The following is a 20581-nucleotide window of genomic DNA, read 5'->3' as shown; positions in this document are numbered from 1 at the left end:
TGGGTTTTTCTTTATTTCTTCATTTTCTTCAAGTTAAGATTAAGAAATGATTCTCTACGATACTAAGGAGTACTACCATTTTGAGAGAAATTTGAATCGAGGTTATAGTAAAAATAGGAGTGTTAAAATGAAAATTGAGCAACAAATACGTTAATGTAACGCTATAATAAAAATAGGTAAAACCCTGTGTCAATGAACTAAGCAAGGCTTTACCAATTTAATGAACCTAAAAGCATGAGAACAATAGCTATATCCTTTACTACGGAGCTTTTAAGTTTTAATTTTTCTATATTTTTTGACAACCATCTCACCTCATTTAGCAATCCTACTTCGATTAGTGATCTTCTTTCTTCTATTAATAAATAATTGCATTAGCGATAAGTCTTGATGAATTCTGTCCAAAAGATATTCTGCTTTTCTTATTTCATCGATAGATTTGCTTGCCCTATTATCAAGAACTCCATCTACATAGCCAATGGTTTTTAATAATTCTCCAGACATTTTTTCGTACTTTTTTACATCTCTAATCTTTATTCCTCTCCCTTCTCATACCTTAGCCACCTAAACTCCGAAAAATAGGAAGAGCACTTTACAGTGATTTTCTTCCTAAAGTGCAAGGTGGTGTTATTATCATTCTACCAAAGTTATTAAAGAGATGATTTTGGCTTGAGAGTCGATTTAGAGAGAGATTTTAGCATTTTTCTTCAAATTTCTATATATTTTTATAGGACTTATTAATATATTTATTTTTCCAACGTGTATTCTGTACAATAAAAGCACAAAATAAGTTAACCCATAAATATCAACTATTTTTTGTGAGGCTCTTGTCGTTAACTTTGTTACTATTGTTATCCAATTAGTACAAAAAAAGTGATTTAACATGGTTAGTCATTGTTGTACAGAAGAAAAAAATGCCACGAACTTTAGTTGTATACGTGTTTGGCTCTTAGTACGAAAAGCAACAATTAATGCGAAATCAGCCTCTTGTGATAATATCTTGCCAATGTATCATTTGAAAATCATAATGAATGATTGGTTTTTTTACTGACATTCCACATAACATATTTGAATATGGTTTTATAGGAAATTTAGAATTGTTTAGCTAAATCATATCACCTTGAACGATACTAAGAGCTAGGTTGTTTCGTTGGATTTATAAAAATTATAGTATAATTAAAACTTACATATTTGTGCATTTGTTCAAGTCTTATTCACAAAAAAGGTTACGAGAAAGCCAGCTTTCACTGACTTTCCAAATACCTCTTGTTAACAATTTGAATAAAAATATCACGCTAAATTGTGTATACCGATCAACCATTTAGTATTAAATAAATGTAACTTTTTCTTCCAGAGCCGCTCTTACCTTGGCAGGTGTTCTCGGTTCTCTTCGGTATCCTAAAGGAATTACTAAAGCTGCTTCATATTCTTCTGACGAGTAGTTTAGTAATTTTAAAACATCATCATTTACAAACCCTTCCATTGGACATGAATCGATTTTTAGTGTGGCAGCCGCCATCATTAAGAAAGCTGCAGTAATATAGCATTGGGATTTAGACCAAGCTGTAAATGCATCACTATTAGGAAACGACTGCAAGAAATTTATTGCAATTGGAATACCATTTTCGGGAATCCTTTCACGGATTAATTTATTTACTTCCGGAGAGTTAGGATCTAGTAATTTTTCTTTTTTAGCTAAAATCACAACAACTGCGCTAGCATCTTCAACTTGCTGTTGGCTATAACATACATCTTTAAGCTTTGATTTTGTATCTTTATCTTGTATTACTACGTACTCCCAATGCTCAAGGTTTAAAGAAGATGGAGCTTTTATTGCACTATTTAAGACAAACTTTAAATCTTTCTCAGGAATCATTTTATCTAATTGGAAATGACGAGTCGCATGGCGAAAATTTAGCGCCTCTGAAAAGTTTTGCATATATTATAGTCCCCTCTCATTAATAATGTAATAAAGTATAAGATTTCATCAATGTTGATTTAAACAAGTTCCTACAGTGATCATCCTGTAGTATTTAGACAATGTTCATGCATGCAATTGAACTAGAATACATCAAAAGAGAAATGGTACCAATTCTCTATTACGTGAAAGATTTGTTTTTTTAATCCTTCTACGGTAAATTGTAAATATAAAAGTTTGCATAGTAAATAAGTCAAATTTTTTTGACCATATAAGGGGGCTATAACTGTGGCATTATCAAGGAAAAAACCATGTGCGCAGCTCAGCAAGTTAGAAAAAATTCTTATTTCAATAGACGGTAGATATTCCCCACTTTTAATATTGGCTCTTGAAAAAAACCATAGGTTTAGCGATTTACTGAGACGGTTACCTGATGCTAATAAACAAAGCCTGTCAACTACGTTAAAACAACTGATGAAATACGAAATTGTCTTCAAAGACGTTATTAAAGAATCTGCCCCACAACATATAGAATATGGGTTGACAGAAAAAGGTAAAAAAATACGAGGAATCTTATTGCAAATGTCAGAGATCATATAGGATTGTTGTATGATGCTTACAACAAAGTTCTTAACACATAAACAATTGTGAGTGGGAGGCTAACACAAACAGTGTATGGGCCAAGGGAAAGTCTATACTCACAAACCATTTACTTTATTGAAATAGAGTATTTTTCATTAGTTTTATGTTCAACCTGCATTAGTTATTTGAATATAAATAAGACTGTTGTTTTCGTATATAATTATTAATACGAAAAACAATAATTTATGTGAGATTAGTATTTGCTAAAAAAAAGATGATATAGTATTATTTACAAATAATATTTTAATTGAAGGGGTTTAACATCATGCCTAATATTTCACTTGCAGAGGCTGTTAAGTTAAAAAGTGTTCTTTCTAATAGAGTTCGAGAGTTAGAAAATGAGATGGAGCGTGTAGCGTTTGTAGAAATTGAAAAAGGTAGTGAAGTTCCTGCTCAAACTCGTACACTCTATACAGTTGAAAAAGATCTAGACGAGGTTAGAAAAGATTTACGTTTACTAGATAAACTCATGTATCAAGCAAATATTCAACATGAAATTGTTTTTAACGATGAAGCTTTAACTATTGTCGAAGCTATAGAGCTCGCGACCCAGTTACGTGCAAAAGCACGTACATATAAAAAGTATGGAGCTTCAAAAGTTGAATATCCTTATTCATACGGGGAGAATGTAATGATAGTCAAATTAGCTATGTTTAAGCCAGAGGAATATCGATTAAAATCAATCGAAATTGAACGTCAAGCTAATAGGCTATCTAATTTGATAAACGCCAAAAACTATGAAATAGAATTAGCATTTGATAGTGAAAAATATTTTTAATCCTTGAAGAGGTGAGACTCCACTTCAGGGCATAAAAGGGGAAATCTTGTTTTTCGTTAATTCTAAATCAAACTTGTAATGGCTATAGTAAACCAATTACCGATAACCAATTACAAATTTACCATTTACCAATGACCAACTACTAAGGTTGTTGACCTGACCAATATTATTCTATGTAAGTATGTTTTTTCCTCCTTTTATGAATCCCCTAACAAATTTGTTAGGGGATTATTTTATATTTATTAGATTGTTTTTTACGAATCATTATAAACGAAATCTAGTTTTTCGTGGCATTTTCTCTTCTATAAAACGATATCTTTTCCTTTTTGTATAGGAGTTATAACATCACAATTTACGAAAAGAGCTTTTTGTAAAGATCATTTGACGTTAAATTTCTCCATTGATTCCCTTTGTCGATTAACATCTGTTTACCAAATGATAGATTATATATTTTTCTTTTCCTTTATTGTTATTAAATTGTAACATCATTTTTTATTAATATTTTCAAATGATAGTATAATTTAGGTAGACACTATAATAATAGTGTTTTCTCCTGAAATTTCTTCAAGAAAAGAGGTTATTATTATGAAAAGTAGGTTTAGAAGCTTAGAAGGCAAACAATTACTTTACGAATCTTATGACCGCTTGTTGAATTTATGGGATGTTGATATTGAGGAGCAAGATATTGACACCAGGTTTGGGAAAACACATGTAGTAATCAGAGGAAATAAGAAAAACCCTCCTCTAATACTTTTTCATGGCACAGGCGACAACTCTGCAATTATGTGGATCTACAATATTCAAGAATTAGCACAACAGTTCTATGTGATTGCAATAGACACTCTTGGTGGGGCAGGTAAGAGTGAACCTAACGATGAATATTACAACAATTTTCAACCTCATTTATGGATAGATGATATATTAGAAACTTATAACATTAGTAAAGTAAACATGGCTGGAGTATCATATGGAGTATATTTAGCACTTTCTTATGAAATTAGAAATCCTCATCGGGTAAATAAAATTATCTGCATGGCAAGCTTTATCCCTATTAAAGGCTTAGGTCTAAAATACACACTATTAGGAATAAAAAGCGTCATGGTTTTCTTTCCTGAAGTATTAAAGCCATCAGAAAAAAATGCTTTAAAGCTTCTTCGCAAACTCGGTAGTCCGATATTAGACACTCATACTATGAACAATGAACTCTTAGAACATTTCCTTTATATTCTTAAATACAGTAAACCAGAGAGAAGAAAATTTACATCGTATGAAATGGAAGACTTATCAACCTTCAAACAAAAAGCATTATTTCTAATTGGAGATTCAGACAGCATTGCTTATCACCCTGCTTATATTGACTTTTTTAGAGCCAATCATTTTAACTACAAAATAATTAAGGATGCTGGACATTCAATCAACCAAGATCAATGGAACATAGTAAATAAAGAAATGACTGGTTTCTTATCTGGATAAGAAAAAACACCATTTATTTTAACAAATAAAGTTATTTTTCTTGCTGATAATCTCAATAACCATACTCATGATGTAATTTTATTTTATATTAGTGGAGTTAAATAAATACTTCTTTGTATGTTTTTTCTTTAACCGTGACTGTCATCGTATTTTTTTACAAAATTAATGTAAATGACTTAGTACATTAGTACATCCTTGCAACAAATATATTGCATACTATAAATTACAACCATTTTCACCCTACCCTCCTCATTTATTCCTCCTTTCATGAATAATTTGGAGGGGTTTCTTTTGTTTTTAATCTTATCCCCGTCACAGTGTCAGCCTTGACTAAAAACCATTCAATAGATGTTTTTCTTTCCTGCATCTTTTCGATCTTCGTTTGCAATTAAACGTTAAACCCTTTTCATTCTCCCTTCAACTCATTGGGTAAGCGCCCAATTTCTTATCATCATATCCAAACCACTCACTCTAAATTTAGCATGCTATACCTTGTCATCATTGGATATAGTATTGTTGTTTTATTCTCATGAAAAATCCTCTTTTGTATCACATGATTAGTCCAAGCTTAATTATAGTTTATAGAATAAAATATAATGCTCTTCCAATATGAAAAGCAAACTAATCAAATAGGAGGTGTAGTTGATTTGACAGTCTGTATTTTTAACACTTTGGCTGATACTGTTATAGAAAATGTACAAGAGATATTTTCTGTCTGTTTTGTTAATACTGATCCAGCGCTAGATGGTGCGGATATTGATGTTTTTGTTTCAGTTGGAGATATGGATCAAGCAGATAATTTTGAGTCTTTTATTTTCGTACCAAATGATCCAGGAATGTTCGTTCCAATAACATTCACCGATGGTGTAGCAATTCTTGAAACTACTCTATCTGTTGTTTCTTGTAGCGAATTAAAATTAAATTTACTGAAAAAGGGCAATATAGATTTCAAATTCTCGTAACGTTAAAAGAAACCGGTCAACCTGTCGCTCAAGAGTTTGTTTATGTAAATGTTTGTGATTAAATAATTCCACCTGTTGTTAAGCTATTATTACAAAGTTATCGTTATTAACAAGTGACTATTTAAGAAGCTAGCCTAGGTTTTAGGCTAGCTTCTTTTTAGGCTAGCTTCTTCTTATGCTGCTATTTTCACATTGATTCTATCATCTTAAGATATAAACGGGGAGGTTAGTTTATCTTTAAATGAAGTTGGAAGAAATAAAATACATGAGAAGACTTTAAGTTGACTATTATTTCATAAATTTGCATGCTAACATTCCTGTAACAATAGCTCTTTAATTATGATTAAGATATCCTGAAATCTTGCATGGTTAATAATGTGTGATATATCCTTGTTATGAATTTAGTAGGTAAAGTCATTTATATATATTTACCGTTCGTCAACAATTTCCGTATTACTTTTGTACCCTTCACATCTATTGAAACAGTTACGATATTGATTTTTTCGCCAGGTGAACTTTCACAATTAATCTTATTATATTTAGTTTTTATTATTTATTTCTGCTGGATAGCTTTGTGAATCGGTTCCACCTATTTTTTCTTCAATTAGTATCGCTTTATCTGTTAATTTAGTTAATGTTTCTAATTTCTTTTCTGCTTCTTCTTTAGAATCAAAGGACTGGATTTCTACAAAAAACAGACCATCCACATCTTTAAGGATGCGTGTTTCATCTTTAACGAAAAACTCCTCTTCTAAGGTACCAATAGTTGGTCCATTAGGGTAAGACTCTGTTCTTAATGAATAAGTCTTCTTTTCCTCAAAGTTTTTATCTTCTTTAAACATTATTACTATGCTTGCAGGGGCTTCTCTTTCTTCTACTATATATTCAATAGGCTTTTCAAATTCAATAACAAATCTAATGGTAGAATCATCTAAAGTAATAATTGTATAAATATCTTTCACATAATTATTTTCTAGTATCTTTTCAAAGTTTTCAGCAGCTGAAAATCTTCTAGCGCCACCTATCTCAAAAGTCATAGTATATGGATTTTCATCATACCTAACTTTAAAAGCTCCTACATTTTCCTGTAATTCATCACCTTGTGAGAAGTTTATAAAAATATTCTCATACCCATCTGTTTCAAAGGAGTCTATTGTACTTATATCTGTTCCATCTGTAATAAAACCACCGCCGGACTTACCATCATTGAATTGAAGGATCTTAACTAATTTTCCTGCATAAGGAATATCTTTCAGTATATTTGCGAACGTTGGTGATGCATTAACAGCAGCGATAAATAATATTAAAGCTACAGAAAAACTAGCACAGATTTTAAAGATCATATTTGTGTTATTTTTTGTCTTTTTTGTTCTGCCTCTTTCTATACCCATTTGCACTATATGATTAAGCTCTGTTGGAATTCGGATCTCTTGATATTCTTTTTGTAAATCAGACAACATTTTTTTATCCATATCCTCTACTCCTTTAAATTAATATTCATTTCTTTTAAAGCTCTATAAAGAGTGGATTTTATCGTACTAACTGGTAAGTTTAATATTTTAGCAATTTCCTCCAGCTTCATATCTTCAAAATATCTTAATATTATTACGGTTTTTTGTTTTTCATTTAATTTTTGTAAAGCTTCTCTTACAACTATTTGTTCGTGAACAAGGTCTTTCCTTGAATCACTTAAATTTTCAATAAAGTTCGTATCTATTGATACGACTCTTTTATTCTTTTTTATAAAATCAATAGATACATTTATTAAGATTTTCGTTAACCAAGTGTTTTCATATTGTGCTTTTTTGACTTTATCATATGAAATATAAGCTTTATAAACTGTCTCTTGAACGATATCTAAAGCATCATCTTTATTTTTGACATAGCTATATGCAATTTTATACATTTTTTCTTGGTTGTTGTTAATCAAATAAAGAAATCTATCCTCCATCTCTTTATTTGATTTTTTATTTCTAAAACCAATGGCCATACTCTCACTTCCTTAATGAAATTTCAATCGCACTAATAAGACTGCCAACTTAAGTAAAAAGTCTCATTTTTTTATTAACCAATAATTGTCATTAGACTTTTCTAATATTCTATATGAAGGATAGAAATTGATCATTTTAAATTACTATAAAAAGTAATTGCTCTATATAAAACGAAGTACCTTAAAAAAGTAAAATAGGAAAAAACGTTATTTGACCAAAAGAATGTATTATAAGACAACCCGTTTCCTAATGGATTGTTCCTCAAACTAAAATAGGCACTCCATGGCCAGAGAGTGCCTGCAGGAGTATCATAGGTGGAACTCCTGTTACTTTGTATTTTGCTTCAAGATTTTATAAATATACACAATTTCTCCAGTTGAACTCCTTTGTTCATTAATTACGTTAGACAGCAATTAGTCAATAATAGTTTAATTATTCCAGCTTTTTTCCGTTATACTATAAACTATATGATCTATAGGATGATCATAAATCCAATCTGCATCCCTAACTCTACACTCCTCTATAAACCCTAATCTTTCTGGAATTGCTCTACTTTTTTCGTTATTTTCAGCTGGTCTAATTGCAACCTTTTTTAATCCAGCTTCTGTAAAAGCGTAATTTGTTAATGCTTTAACTACCTTTGTCATTATGCCGAATCCCTGGCATTCTTCGTCTAACCAATAACCGATATAAGCTGTTTTATTTAGCCAATCGATTTGGTTATAACCTGCTACTCCAACGACACCTTCTTTATACAATATAACCATCATTATCATATGTTTATCTTCATCATATTTACTTATGCATGACCGAATAAATGCTTTTGTGTCCTCAATTCCAGTAGTAGTGTCAACCCAAGGTAGCCACTTTCGTAAATAGCTTCTTGAGTTATGAGTTAACTCAAAAACCTTGTCAGCATCCTTCATTTCTATTAACTTCAAATATACTCTTTCATCTACCGTATTCAAAATCATATATTACCTCTATTATTTTTGTTTATTTTCATTTGGCTGTTATCGCCCTGATTAATGCTTTTTGTATACTAAGACATAAGCACGTATACCCTTATTATAATCTTCTTGGATTTTGGGCAACCACATCTTACTGTCCATTTATAATAACAATATCAACAAAGCCTTCGAAAAGAGCCTTTGTAATCAATAAATAACCAACATAGTAAATAATATACTCTCCCCCTTTAATTAGGTCTAGAAGCAGAGCTTTTTCCTTATTATAAATTGGTATTTTTTACGAAGGGTTTGAAAGTGATAAGTACTTGTTTACAACAGCACGAGCCAGACAATCTGATGAATCAACAATAGTAATATTGTTATCGTTTGGTATTTGGTGTGACACTATGTTTAAGTCTGTACATGCTAGGATAGCTGTATCTACAGCCTCATTTAATTCCCAACATAACTTACTCCACAATTGAGCTCCATCACTAATTTCACCTGATTTCACAGCTGAAATAATTTGATTTACACAAGTTTGCCAACTGTTTTTGTGAACATACTCAACATCATTTAGAGAAAAAGTCTGCTCATATAAACCAGATTGAATTGTGGGAGCAGTAGCTAACAGTGCTACTTTCCTCGTGTTAATGGGTATTTCTTTAATAGTCTCATCAATCATGTTAAGTATGGGTACTGAAATGGATTCTTTCAACTTGCTAAAATAAAGGTGTGCTGTATTACAGGGTATTGCAATAAAATCCACACCTGTAGTTTCTAGTTTTTTTGCACCATTAATAATAGTTTTTGCCATTTCCTCATGATTAATAGGTCTATCAATATAGAATGGGGTTGGACACGAATAGATCATCATGTGAGGAAAATCAATATCGTATGTCGCCCCATATATTTTTTGACACTGTTCAACCACATTATCAATGAAGGGACCAGTAGATTTTGGTCCCATCCCTCCTAAAATACCTATCATAGCGTATGTCCTCCTAATTAAATTGTTTGTTAAGCCATATGAAAGTGTTTGAAATTAGAATAAAGTATAGTATGATGCACATATGTTAACCGAATTTTTATGTGTAGTTCTCAAAAGATCGTACTTTTTAATTAGGTGCTAACCTCAACTTGTAAAATCATATGTGATTGCATGTAACGGAAAATAAAATAATGACATCCACATGATAACTGTTTGTATATTATAGTTTCCCTATGATCATATATAATCGAATACCCTTATAGTAGATAAAAATTTCTTATCTTCTACAAGGGCAATTATACTTTATCCAATAATTGTTTTAGCTACTAAGATACTCAACTTTTCTTCTGTAAAACGATGAAAGTCTTAAATAACTTTATCTTGATAATCTAATTTAATTTCAGTAGCAAAATCGTTTAAGAAACAAGGCTTATAAGTTAAAATCCACTCGCATTTTCGTAGCGCGCATTGAATTCTTGAAGAAATTGATTTACAATCGCTTCGTCGTGAATAATAAGCATATTCTCATCATTCACATTGTTACCGTTCTCACTCCAGTTGGTTGAACCAATAATCACAGTAGGGTCACTTGTAGAATTAGCATCAATCAACATTGTTTTACTGTGTAGTTTTCTGGATTCATTGTCTTGATAAACTGGTGCAGGATTTGCCCAACGAGTATTTGGATTTCCTACACTTGACTGTGTTGCAGTTCTACCTGTCATATCGACACTTGCTGACCACCACTGATTCCAATAACTCGAATCAAAGACGCCTTTAACATCGAATCCGGTTAATGAACCGGCTAAATCAGCATAAGAACCTTCCCATTTATATTTCAGTTCATCTAGAATAGATTGATCACTCCAAGCAAAAATTGTAAAGTAGGCACTGTGATCTGCCTCGTTCTTAATAATATTTTGAACGCGTCCTAATGCATTATCACCAGATGAAAAATAGACTTCTATCGTTTTTCCATTTATATTCACACTATGAGTAGTATTATCCGCTTTCCGAGTATTAAAATTAGCATTCACTGGATCTGGGTTAAGTGATGTACTCCCCCACATTTCATTAAATTCAACTTCATAAATACTTGCCAGTTCTGAACTATTCACTTCAACTACATGTTGTTGATTTCCATCTAAGATACCATTTTGCATATTTTCCTCTGTACCATATAAACCGGTAACAGTATAATTCCAACTGCCTGTAAACACCCAACTATCATCCACCACTGCAAATTTGTTGTGCATTTGAGTATTTGGAGAGTAGTATGAGTTAATATCTTTTTGTTCAGCTTCTACGAATAAATAGCCAGTTTCATTTGTATTTCCAACTTGAACTGTTACTTCCGGAAAGTCGGTAAAATCAGAAGGTAAACCAAATTCAGCTCTCCTGACTAGGTCCTCAACAACAAACATTGGTGAATCTGAAAATACACGTATATCATCTGGTGTACCAATTACTCCATCTAGTCCTCTAACCATTTTCTCTACATACAACCTCATTGTTTGGAAACGTTCTAGGTTGTTCGGGTCATCACTATCTTTAGAGTCTGCAATAAACCTAATATCTACTCCTTCAGCAGCTTTTCCAATCAAAGTATCTACGATTCTAGGTAAATTAATTTCATATGCTGCCATATCTATGCTCGTTGTAGCCTCATTTAAGCGTTGAATCAATCTGTTTTCTAAATTAACATTGTAGTTTGCTAGATTCCCAGTAATTGCATCTTCTATATTTACACATTTATTAAAATAAACATTAATAGCACCTATCTCATTAGAAACATTGTTTAATTGCTCATCAGTAGCATTGCAACCTGATGGTTCAGTTGTTACAATCGAGTTCTTTTGCTTTGGTGTTCCAAAACCTTCATTATAAGCCGTAGTAGAGCTCTTCCAATTTGAAGCAATTGAACTAACTGTTGAATCAACTCTTTCCATCGTAGCCTTTGTACTACTATCACCAGCATACCAATTATCTACTAGGTCTATTAAGTTATTTTGGTCATCTCTTAACTCTAAAATTTCACTTGTATTACTTAAAGCTCCTGTATAAACAATATCAGCCACTACATTTGAAACTGTACTATCATCCGTTCTCTCTAAAAGGAAATATCCATTAGGTGAAATATCCCCATTTAAATGTATTGTAGGTGTACCATCAGTGGAACTTAATGTCCAACCGTCAATTGATATTGTTGTGTTTGTGTTATTGTATAATTCAACCCATTCGTCATTACTACTTACATTGGTGCCCATCCAAGCTATTTCGTTTATTACTACTTCCCCTTGTGTAGCTGCAAACCCTGTTTGAAAAGAAGGTGAAACTATTGCGAAGATTAATGTAACAATTAATAATTTCTTTATTAGTCTATCCATTCCCCTCATCGTCCTTTCTGGATGTTAGAATACATTACACTCACATATTAATATTACCACGATTTTTATGGTGTTAACCACGAAAATTATATTGTAAATCTCCTGTATAAATTTCAATTCCTTCTTAAGTATTTTCATTAAAGTTCATTGCGTTTTTTATAGTGAAATAGATCATACTACTCAACTTTTGGGGTTGCATACTACTGTAACAACTAATCTCTGTATTAAATAGGATCAGGTATTTTCTTAAATGATGAAAAAAAAATAAAAAACCTAATTTCTTACAATAGAAAATAAGAAATGTCGGCTTTAAGTTTTTCACATTTTTCATATATTATTTGCTCATCACTAGGGAATAATCACGGTAATATTGGTAGTCAGATAAAATCATCTTTCAGTCCTAGTTTTTAATAAAATACATACAAAGTGTAAGCGTGAATAAAGTATGAACATGCTCATGAAGTAAAAAAATCAATAATATTTCTATAACATACGACCTAGAAGGTAAATAGTATAAGGGGTTACTAGAAGGATAGCTGTATATAGCCCTGGAGTATATGCTTTAAGTACCAACGTTTGCAAAACATGGGCAATGTTATGTATTAAAACAAAAACTACAAATGACAAATACAAAATTGAGCTCCATGAGCTATGTAAAAACTGAATTTTGATAAATGTAATACTACACATCATGATGAAAATAATGACATCTCTCTTTGCAAAAGTATTAGAGTTTAAGTTCCAAAATTGCCGTATCTTTTTTTTGATCCAAATATTATTCCCAGTTACTTTATGTTGATATTTATTCGACCATTGTTCAACTGTAATAATCTCTTCAAAATCATGGAGCATAAATATTACAACGAATAACCATATAGCATTAGATAACTCTAGTTCCATATTTCCTCATTTTTATTTAGGCTGTTTTCGCATTGATTTGTTTTTCGTTATTAGATATAAGCACGTATATAAATCTTGGTTCAGGGCATTTTCCTTTATAATTATTGAGCTATCCATAAAACTCATCATACAGTCCATTTTTATTAATGATGATTTAGTATATGAACTCATATGTTGTAAAATGATTTGTACTAAAACAGTACTTAGCTTTTAACTACATCTCTTTTGTAACAACACTCTAAATAAATATCTATAATTAAAGTATTGTTCATTAATTGGGCTCATATAGAAAAATGTATTGTTTGAACAAATAGCAATGATTTGTTGTTTTTCAACGTAATAAACTCGTTATTTATTTCTATATAAGGCTACTCGATATGGAAACAGCTCTGCTGTCATGATGTTCTCCTTAACAGCAGGGTCTTCTTTCATAATTTTTTTCGCTTCATCCTCCGATGCTACCTCTAAGATGACAATGCCAAAACCCGATGAATCCATGTTAAGAGTTCTCCCTGCTAATAACACCTTTCCTACTTCAAGTAACCGCTGTAGCATGTCGAAATGTTCTTGTATAATACCATGTTCTCTTTCAGTCCAAATCTCTTCGTCTAATAGAGTAGGTATTAAGCTAAGCTTATATAAATATTGTTTTATAGAAATATGAATGACCTCCTTTTAATTTTTTAAAGCTATGTAGATTAGGAATGTATTTTTAGTTTTATTATTATCAACTAGTTAGCTAGAAATCTTATTACTATAATTTACTTTACACGGTCCATCTTTTTTTCAGATTTACACCATTTTATAAACATTAAACAACTGAAAATGAAGTGATTAATTTCATTCAAGACTAATCTGTTCCCATTCACTTAAATACATCACATCATTACTTACCTTTTTCTTTTCAGGAAGCAGACACAAAAATTCCAATGAGTTACCATCTGGATCATAAAAGTAAAGGCTTGCTGTGGGTACCCACGTATGGACGATAGGTTCCGTTGACTCAAGTCCAAAGGCAGCCCTTGGACTAATTCTACGATCAAGGAGCCATTCTCGTGCATTCAACATATCTTCATAGCTAATTCTGAACGCAAAGTGGCTCTTATTGAAATCAACATCTGATACCTCCCAAACACCTAGCATCTGCTCTTTTTTATGATTTTTGTCAAACCAAAAAAAGGCAACCCTTCGATCTGTTATAGTATACGCCAGATCCATTCCTAATTTTTTGTAAAAAGAAATGGCCTTATCTAGGTTTTTTGTTTTAACGTGAGTTTCATATAAAGTCCCTGGAAACATTAAATCCCTCCTAATTTTATTATTTGAGTGTTTGTTAATGTTTATAAAATGTATAAAATTGTCCATTGTCCTGAATTAAATCTTAAACTACACAGAAGTATTCTTACTGTACACAATCATCTCCTCTATTACTAAAGTGAACCCTATTGTGAACGTTCAATATATATAGTGAAAACATTAATTTAACATTATTGACTAAGAGTACAATCGTATTTATTTCAAATAAACTTAGTTGAATTAAGAAGTTTCAAATCTATTTCATCATTTCTTTATACACACTAAGGGCATTAAGGTATATGGATTTATCAATTCCAAAACGACCTATTATCCATTCTTCTCTTTCTTCTTCATTTAGTTCACACTCTATTTTTCCATACTTGAAATATTGTTTAATAATGTTATTTTTCAAATGGGTAGGAACACCATCAATATAACCATAAACTTGTATCTCTCTTAAAACAGGAGAAGCCTGCCAATCATTAGAACGTTTAATTATATGTTGTAAATCTCGTAATACAACTGGTTCTGGATTCAAAGTCTTAGTAGGCCCTGGTTTTCTTTCAACTTTTATCATTTCATTAGAAACAACGTAATTAAATTGTTCTCTCCCATCTAATACCTGAAAAGATTCAAACATTGGATATGACTGAAACAAAGGAGCACAATAGCCAACATCTATATAATATGCTGTGTCTAGATCTACACGTAAACATAAATGTCCTGGATCCATATAAACATAATGAACTGAAAATCCAAGCTTTGAAAGAAGCCAGTGAAACCCTAAAGAATGTGTCCAGCAAGTACCTCCCATCCCTTTTTCTATGACACGTTCAAAATAAGTCTCGACGGAAGGTAAAAAGTCACCAGTACGTTCTCCCTTTTCCCAATCAATTATTTTTGAAAGTGTTTCCCATTTAACTTTCATTTGGTGATTCCTTACTAGCTTGTTTAATAACTCTAGATTGACATCACCTCTTTTTACCGAAAGAAAACCTAAAACATTATCAATCAATTTAGCATTGTTCATAACCCTTACCTCCAAACTAGTAAAAGCCAATTTACAAGTAATAGCGTATTTTATTACCAAAGAAAGTAATTAGATTATCCCCTTATAGTCGAGGATAACATTATGTAAAATGAATTGCCTCGTAAATTAGGTCTATCCTTTTTACGACTTTAGTTGTAACCTCTACTATCCTTACATATATTTCCATATCTAAATAATTCTCCTAAATATAAATAAAGACACCCACCTATTAGAAAGGTATCATTCGTATTATACGGTCAGTCAATTAATCATATAGATATGGGTTCTGAAGATCGATTTGGTTAACAATATAGGCAATAATAAATGTAATTTGTTATTACAAATATGGATAAACTCACCGTTGATATAGAAGAAAGTAATCTCACTATTATTAAACTCATATTCTTATAAATGACCGTTTGCTGAATAAGAAAAAATCCTGTCAATATACCTACAGGATTGTTAATCAAATGATTATAATTTATGATAATTAGTGAAATTAGACAACATTAAATACCTAATCGAAATTTAGAACCATAATAATCCCGCTGATAACACTATCACAATATATTAGGAAACAACAACATTAACATTATTTATTTCTGTAACGTTACTCACATTATTACTACGGCGTTGCTATAATTCTTTTAACCAAGATCTTATTAATAAAGGCAGAGGAACTAATGTTATGACTAATAAGATTATACCATCCCAGAAATCAGATGAACGAAATGAAAGATTTGATATATTATTCACAGTACCAGTTACAATTGTGTACGTTTGTGGAAGAGCATAGCCTATAAACAATGATACTGCCCAGATATATCCAGCTACATAAAACCATGCATACCATTTGATAATCTTAAGCTCGTGTTCTTCAACCATCTCCCATTCATGCTTCTGTTGCTCATTAAATGACTTTACTAAGCAAAATACCTCAACAATGCACCCCGTCAGAAAATTATGACGGGATGCATTTAGGCTGAGTGTTAATATGTACTAAGCAAGCTTTAATTTTTGGCTGGGGGTTTACCGTACCTTACATCTATTAACCTATGATTTCTATTGTATAGCTCTTTTTTTATCTCCTTAAAGGACTTATTCCTAATGTCATAGTTGGTTCCTTTAGAGAAGAGTTCTAAATATTTGTTTATTTCTTTAATTTCTAACAAATCTTCTTCAGTGAAGGGTATTCCTGATTGAGTTTTTGAATATAACTTTTTTACTAGACCGTAAGCATTATCTATTAGTAGTTCTGTTTCAAATGCTGCATTTATTTCATGACTTGCTCCCAATTTAGAAGTGTACCATAACATTTGAGAATATGAACGTTCAGCATCTTTCAATTCTTCTATATTTAAATTTACAAGATAAGAAAAACTTTCACTTATAAAAAAAATATCAGAGATATATTCCATGTGAAAATCACGTAATAAATCATCTTGATTCTGATTCTTATTGTATTGGACGTAGTTAATTATTACAGAGATTACTAATAAACAAATAAGTAGTTTTTGGACATAACCTTTCATATTGTTACTCATTAAAGCCTTAAATGATTTAAATCTTGTCTGATTCACCTGTTGGATGCCACCTCATATTTAATCTGATAATTCGACTATAATGGAGGTGTTATAGTTGTTCAATAGATAAAATAATGGAAAAAATAACTTCATCATTTTTTCCCGTATTTAAAGCAAATCACCTTTCTCAATTTATATCTGAATCAGCTCTACATATTACATTTACACTGCTGCCATTAAGGCATCTAACTCACAACCCTCTTCTCAAAGGCTGACTATTTTTCATTGCTTAACAGCAGCATTCATCCGATTATTAGAGAAAAATAAATCTTGCTAAGATGTAGACAGGACTTTGACAAGCTTTGATCCAAATACATTTTTAACAATCCTAGTTACTGTATTCGATTATACAGGTGAGAACACAACACTTACTGGGTTAATGCCAACTGTAACTGTAGCGATTACCGAATGAGTTTTTGTATCAATAACTGATACATTTCCACTCCCTATATTTGCCACATATAGAAATTTCCCGTCTAAAGATATGGCTATTCCTGCATCATTACCTATATCATTAACGGGTATAGTTACTATAACTGAATGTGTCTTCGTATCTATAACAGAAATTGTATTATCACTTACGTTTGCAACATATAGAAATTTTCCATCAGGTGTAATGACCATGTTATCAGGTCTTTCACCAACTCCTATAGTTGCGATGATATTTTGTGATTTGGTGTCAATAACTGAAACAGTTCTGTCCACCCCGCTTCCTACGTAAACAAACTTTCCATCTGGTGCCACAACCATCCCGATATTCACAAACTGCCCTCCAATTCCAATTGTTGTAATTACTGATTGAGTTTTTGTATCGATGACCATCACATTCCTTCGTTCAGTTGCAACATATAATAATTTGCCGTTTGGAGTAATTACCATATTATTAAGACTATCGCCCATGATAAAATTAGTAGCAATTATGTTATGTGTTTTTGTATCAATCGCAGTCAATCTTTGTTGGGTTCTTGTACTTAGAATGTAAGCTACACTTCCATCAGGAGTTATTAATAACACTATTGGAGTATTTACTATATCTACAGTCGCGATCACTGAATGAGTTTTTGTATCTATAACACAAACAAACTCTTCCATAACACTTGCTACATATGCAAACTTTCCATCTGGTGTAATTTGTAAATCTGACGAATTATCACCAACTAAAGCTGTAGCAATTACACTGTGCGTTTTCGTATCTATAATGGAAACCGAACCTGGAGATGTATCATTCATAACATAAGCTAACTTTCCATCCGGAGTAAATTGGATTACTCTTGGATCAGCACCTACGCTAACAGTAGTAATCACACTATGAGATTTCGTGTCAATCACAGAAACTGTTCCTTGTCTTCCTAAATTCGCTACATATGCAAAAGACATATACGATACCACCTTCAAATAAATTGTTGTTAATAAATACTATGAATTGTACGTATAAATCATTTGTTTTTTCTTATAATTCGGATAGTAAGCAATCTAAGGATTAAAATAGGAAAAAGTATGTCAAATCATATTGTTCGGGTATGCTGATTTCGCATTGATTGTTGCTTTTCATATTAAGAAGTAAATACCTACATAACTAAAGTTCGTTCCATCTTTTCTTCTGTACAACAATGATTTACAATATAAAACCACTTTTTAATAATTCAAGTTTGATATCAATAGCAACAATGTTTACGAAAAGAGTCTTAGGATATCAACTACAGCTTTTTGACATCAATTTGTGTAGGTATCTATACCGTCTCCACTGTTTTACAAGTATACCTAGCCACACAAGATTCAGTTTTTTAGAGCATAAATATGTAATTATTTCATACTTTTAAACCCAAACATCAACATGGTCTATCCTTTTCCATTTTGAACCCGGTCATTTCCTTTACTCCCTCTTAATGTAAACATTTACCACGTTACAATTTTGTTACATCTATTTAAATGTTATCTATTAATCTATATAATTATTGTCTACTTAACTTTATCCATATTTTAGTTATTGAGGTGTTTTTATACAATGATGAATAATCAGCGCGAATCACAGCTATTACAACAAATCGAAGAAATAAGATCAGAAATGATTACATCTGGCCTTCAAAAAGGGTTGAATCACTGTGAGACAAAATACCTCAGTCAACGTCTAGATGATTTGCTTTATAAATATCAGCTCATGATAACGAATAAATATAAGAACCGTAGGTAATTTAGTATATTATGATGATTTTTTCCATATAGTCTATTTCATCTTTATAGAGCTCCTAAAGCGTATTTCATACAAAGAGATCCAATTTATTAAACTAATTAGTATTTAGAACTTCAGTATGTAAAAAAACTCCTATTCAAGTAAATTTGCCATTAGTTCTTATCAGATGATTTATTTGCCTACTCTTACAATTTTTGCTACAATCGTCGTATTAATTTATGTAGGTGATATGATGTGTGGTAGGTTTACTCTTTTCACTCAATTTGATCAGATTATTGACCGCTTTGACATTAAAGCAGCTTTTGCAGAAGAAGAATACCGGTTTAATTATAATGTTGCTCCTTCACATTCTGTCGTAACTGTAATTAACGACGGTGAAAAGAATCGACTTGGATATCTTAGATGGGGCTTCATCCCTCGATGGGCAAAGGATATGAAAATCGGTTATAAAATGATTAATGCTCGAGCTGAGACACTTGCTGAAAAAACTAGTTTTCGACATGCTTATAAAAAGAAGCGGTGCTTAGTCATTGCCGATTCTTTCTATGAATGGAAGAAGACGCAAGAGCGCAAAATTCCTATGCGTATTAAGCTTAAATCAGATGAACCGTTTGGGATGGCTGGATTATGGGAATCCTGGAATTCCCCAGATGGACATACTATTTATTCGTGCACTGTCATCACAACCGAACCTAACGATTTAATGTCTAAAATTCATAACCGGATGCCCGTAATTCTAAAACCAGATGATGAAAAAATTTGGTTAGATCCATCTATAAATGATACAACTTATCTTCAGAAGTTGTTAATACCTTTTGACCAAGAACTTATGGAAGCTTTTGAAGTGTCATCAGATGTAAATTCGCCAAAGAACAACTCTCCTAACTTAATAGAGCAAGTATGTTAGGAAGGCTTGGTTAGGAAGGCTTGGTTAAATAGCCATCATAATGATACTTGTAAAATGGATTCTGGGGAAACTCCGATTTTAGGAGCTTCCCCTATTTCTTGTGTATTGTTTAAATGAATGGATTTTTTTATTTTTACACTAATTGTGTAAATTATATTTATCGATAAATTTACAAAGTTACCATTCAAAAATAATATTATTGAACCGCCAATCCAATCCTTATTTTAATAATCTTTAACATCATTCTTTCACCCACTACTGTCTCCGCTAACGGTCAAGATCTTCTCTAAGTACTTTTTTGTATAACAAAACAACTAATGAAATATCGCAACCTAAACTCCTCCATAAGTCGAGATGTCACTTATCTTCACAAATTGTTACTGTTAAGCAGTTCCATTATCCTTGTATCGTTCAACTGAACAACCTCACTAGTCACCAAAATGTATAAAAACCGTTTGTCTTATTTAAAAAACACGTTAAAGCGCCGGTAAAGGTCTCGTTATTGCTTAAATTTCATTGTTTAAAGTAAGGAAAAAGAAGAACACGTTACTAATTAAGTTTTATAAACAATATAACAGATTCAGC

Annotated in this window: 20 protein-coding genes; 7 read left to right on the top strand and 13 right to left on the bottom strand. The window is 31.6% G+C overall.

The window, feature by feature from the left end; genetic code table 11:
- Positions 1 to 46: 46 nt before the first annotated feature.
- The gene (locus SLH52_RS23375; protein ID WP_413785510.1) at positions 47 to 154 is read left to right on the top strand and encodes a hypothetical protein; all 108 of its coding nucleotides are present in this window, start codon (positions 47 to 49) and stop codon (positions 152 to 154) included.
- A gap of 1170 nt (positions 155 to 1324) precedes the next feature.
- On the opposite strand, the gene SLH52_RS10370 is transcribed toward SLH52_RS23375, so the two are convergent.
- Complete coding sequence (locus SLH52_RS10370) at positions 1325 to 1936, bottom strand: NAD(P)H-dependent oxidoreductase (RefSeq protein ID WP_320209204.1); 612 nt, start codon at positions 1934 to 1936, stop codon at positions 1325 to 1327.
- 267 nt (positions 1937 to 2203) lie between these two features.
- Here SLH52_RS10370 and SLH52_RS10365 point away from each other — a divergent pair, with 267 nt between their 5' ends.
- The 4 genes from SLH52_RS10365 (at position 2204) to SLH52_RS10350 (ending at position 5770) form a co-directional block, all read left to right on the top strand.
- Positions 2204 to 2515 (top strand): winged helix-turn-helix transcriptional regulator, encoded by a 312-nt coding sequence (locus SLH52_RS10365; RefSeq protein ID WP_214483169.1) that lies wholly within the window; start codon positions 2204 to 2206, stop codon positions 2513 to 2515.
- Positions 2516 to 2822: 307 nt separating this feature from the next.
- Positions 2823 to 3335: a hypothetical protein gene (locus tag SLH52_RS10360; RefSeq protein ID WP_320209203.1), complete on the top strand. Its 513-nt coding sequence runs from the start codon at positions 2823 to 2825 to the stop codon at positions 3333 to 3335.
- A 585-nt stretch (positions 3336 to 3920) separates the two neighbouring features.
- The gene (locus SLH52_RS10355; protein WP_320209202.1) at positions 3921 to 4808 is read left to right on the top strand and encodes an alpha/beta hydrolase; all 888 of its coding nucleotides are present in this window, start codon (positions 3921 to 3923) and stop codon (positions 4806 to 4808) included.
- Positions 4809 to 5455: 647 nt separating this feature from the next.
- Positions 5456 to 5770 carry a hypothetical protein gene (locus tag SLH52_RS10350; protein ID WP_320209201.1) on the top strand — a complete coding sequence of 105 codons (315 nt, stop codon included), beginning with the start codon at positions 5456 to 5458 and terminating at the stop codon, positions 5768 to 5770.
- A gap of 539 nt (positions 5771 to 6309) precedes the next feature.
- Here SLH52_RS10350 and SLH52_RS10345 read toward each other — a convergent pair.
- From SLH52_RS10345 to SLH52_RS10290, 12 genes are all read right to left on the bottom strand, one after another.
- Positions 6310 to 7242, bottom strand: a complete 933-nt coding sequence (locus SLH52_RS10345) for a DUF4179 domain-containing protein (protein WP_320209200.1) — start codon at positions 7240 to 7242, stop codon at positions 6310 to 6312.
- Between the two features lie 5 nt (positions 7243 to 7247).
- On the bottom strand, positions 7248 to 7760 hold the full coding sequence (locus tag SLH52_RS10340; RefSeq protein WP_320209199.1) for a sigma-70 family RNA polymerase sigma factor: 513 nt from the start codon (positions 7758 to 7760) through the stop codon (positions 7248 to 7250).
- Positions 7761 to 8189: 429 nt separating this feature from the next.
- Positions 8190 to 8735 (bottom strand): GNAT family protein, encoded by a 546-nt coding sequence (locus tag SLH52_RS10335; RefSeq protein ID WP_320209198.1) that lies wholly within the window; start codon positions 8733 to 8735, stop codon positions 8190 to 8192.
- A 274-nt stretch (positions 8736 to 9009) separates the two neighbouring features.
- Positions 9010 to 9702, bottom strand: coding sequence for an aspartate/glutamate racemase family protein (locus SLH52_RS10330; RefSeq protein ID WP_320209197.1), 693 nt, complete (start codon positions 9700 to 9702; stop codon positions 9010 to 9012).
- 437 nt (positions 9703 to 10139) lie between these two features.
- A complete protein-coding gene (locus tag SLH52_RS10325; protein WP_320209196.1) occupies positions 10140 to 12089 on the bottom strand; it encodes a phospholipase D-like domain-containing protein in 1950 nt (649 codons plus the stop codon).
- A 483-nt stretch (positions 12090 to 12572) separates the two neighbouring features.
- Complete coding sequence (locus tag SLH52_RS10320) at positions 12573 to 12989, bottom strand: HXXEE domain-containing protein (protein ID WP_320209195.1); 417 nt, start codon at positions 12987 to 12989, stop codon at positions 12573 to 12575.
- A gap of 348 nt (positions 12990 to 13337) precedes the next feature.
- A complete protein-coding gene (locus SLH52_RS10315) occupies positions 13338 to 13589 on the bottom strand; it encodes a YciI family protein (protein ID WP_320209298.1) in 252 nt (83 codons plus the stop codon).
- A 240-nt stretch (positions 13590 to 13829) separates the two neighbouring features.
- Complete coding sequence (locus tag SLH52_RS10310; RefSeq protein ID WP_320209194.1) at positions 13830 to 14288, bottom strand: VOC family protein; 459 nt, start codon at positions 14286 to 14288, stop codon at positions 13830 to 13832.
- Positions 14289 to 14541: 253 nt separating this feature from the next.
- Positions 14542 to 15315 (bottom strand): arylamine N-acetyltransferase, encoded by a 774-nt coding sequence (locus SLH52_RS10305; protein WP_320209193.1) that lies wholly within the window; start codon positions 15313 to 15315, stop codon positions 14542 to 14544.
- Positions 15316 to 15951: 636 nt separating this feature from the next.
- Positions 15952 to 16200: a hypothetical protein gene (locus tag SLH52_RS10300; RefSeq protein WP_320209192.1), complete on the bottom strand. Its 249-nt coding sequence runs from the start codon at positions 16198 to 16200 to the stop codon at positions 15952 to 15954.
- Positions 16201 to 16325: 125 nt separating this feature from the next.
- The gene (locus SLH52_RS10295; protein WP_320209191.1) at positions 16326 to 16895 is read right to left on the bottom strand and encodes a hypothetical protein; all 570 of its coding nucleotides are present in this window, start codon (positions 16893 to 16895) and stop codon (positions 16326 to 16328) included.
- Between the two features lie 348 nt (positions 16896 to 17243).
- Positions 17244 to 18275 (bottom strand): cytochrome D1 domain-containing protein, encoded by a 1032-nt coding sequence (locus SLH52_RS10290; RefSeq protein WP_320209190.1) that lies wholly within the window; start codon positions 18273 to 18275, stop codon positions 17244 to 17246.
- Between the two features lie 628 nt (positions 18276 to 18903).
- Here SLH52_RS10290 and SLH52_RS10285 point away from each other — a divergent pair.
- Both SLH52_RS10285 and SLH52_RS10280 read left to right on the top strand, forming a co-directional pair.
- Positions 18904 to 19089 carry an aspartyl-phosphate phosphatase Spo0E family protein gene (locus SLH52_RS10285; RefSeq protein WP_320209189.1) on the top strand — a complete coding sequence of 62 codons (186 nt, stop codon included), beginning with the start codon at positions 18904 to 18906 and terminating at the stop codon, positions 19087 to 19089.
- Between the two features lie 232 nt (positions 19090 to 19321).
- Positions 19322 to 19996, top strand: coding sequence for an SOS response-associated peptidase (locus SLH52_RS10280; RefSeq protein ID WP_320209297.1), 675 nt, complete (start codon positions 19322 to 19324; stop codon positions 19994 to 19996).
- Positions 19997 to 20581 lie beyond the last annotated feature (585 nt).

It is taken from the genome of Cytobacillus sp. IB215665 (assembly GCF_033963835.1).
Lineage (GTDB): Bacteria > Bacillota > Bacilli > Bacillales > SM2101 > Nanhaiella.
The sequence above is the reverse complement of the archived record's forward strand: the minus strand, read 5'-3'. Positions and strand labels throughout refer to the sequence as shown.

Excerpts from the sequence above, each read along its gene's own strand:
- SLH52_RS23375 (WP_413785510.1), top strand. The coding sequence starts at position 47 with ATGATTCTCTACGATACTAAGGAGTACTACCATTTTGAGAGAAATTTG.
- SLH52_RS10370 (WP_320209204.1), bottom strand. The coding sequence starts at position 1,936 with ATGCAAAACTTTTCAGAGGCGCTAAATTTTCGCCATGCGACTCGTCAT.
- SLH52_RS10360 (WP_320209203.1), top strand. The coding sequence starts at position 2,823 with ATGCCTAATATTTCACTTGCAGAGGCTGTTAAGTTAAAAAGTGTTCTT.
- SLH52_RS10355 (WP_320209202.1), top strand. The coding sequence starts at position 3,921 with ATGAAAAGTAGGTTTAGAAGCTTAGAAGGCAAACAATTACTTTACGAA.
- SLH52_RS10345 (WP_320209200.1), bottom strand. The coding sequence starts at position 7,242 with ATGGATAAAAAAATGTTGTCTGATTTACAAAAAGAATATCAAGAGATC.
- SLH52_RS10340 (WP_320209199.1), bottom strand. The coding sequence starts at position 7,760 with ATGGCCATTGGTTTTAGAAATAAAAAATCAAATAAAGAGATGGAGGAT.
- SLH52_RS10335 (WP_320209198.1), bottom strand. The coding sequence starts at position 8,735 with ATGATTTTGAATACGGTAGATGAAAGAGTATATTTGAAGTTAATAGAA.
- SLH52_RS10330 (WP_320209197.1), bottom strand. The coding sequence starts at position 9,702 with ATGATAGGTATTTTAGGAGGGATGGGACCAAAATCTACTGGTCCCTTC.
- SLH52_RS10325 (WP_320209196.1), bottom strand. The coding sequence starts at position 12,089 with ATGGATAGACTAATAAAGAAATTATTAATTGTTACATTAATCTTCGCA.
- SLH52_RS10320 (WP_320209195.1), bottom strand. The coding sequence starts at position 12,989 with ATGGAACTAGAGTTATCTAATGCTATATGGTTATTCGTTGTAATATTT.
- SLH52_RS10310 (WP_320209194.1), bottom strand. The coding sequence starts at position 14,288 with ATGTTTCCAGGGACTTTATATGAAACTCACGTTAAAACAAAAAACCTA.
- SLH52_RS10305 (WP_320209193.1), bottom strand. The coding sequence starts at position 15,315 with ATGAACAATGCTAAATTGATTGATAATGTTTTAGGTTTTCTTTCGGTA.
- SLH52_RS10300 (WP_320209192.1), bottom strand. The coding sequence starts at position 16,200 with ATGGTTGAAGAACACGAGCTTAAGATTATCAAATGGTATGCATGGTTT.
- SLH52_RS10290 (WP_320209190.1), bottom strand. The coding sequence starts at position 18,275 with ATGTCTTTTGCATATGTAGCGAATTTAGGAAGACAAGGAACAGTTTCT.
- SLH52_RS10285 (WP_320209189.1), top strand. The coding sequence starts at position 18,904 with ATGATGAATAATCAGCGCGAATCACAGCTATTACAACAAATCGAAGAA.
- SLH52_RS10280 (WP_320209297.1), top strand. The coding sequence starts at position 19,322 with ATGTGTGGTAGGTTTACTCTTTTCACTCAATTTGATCAGATTATTGAC.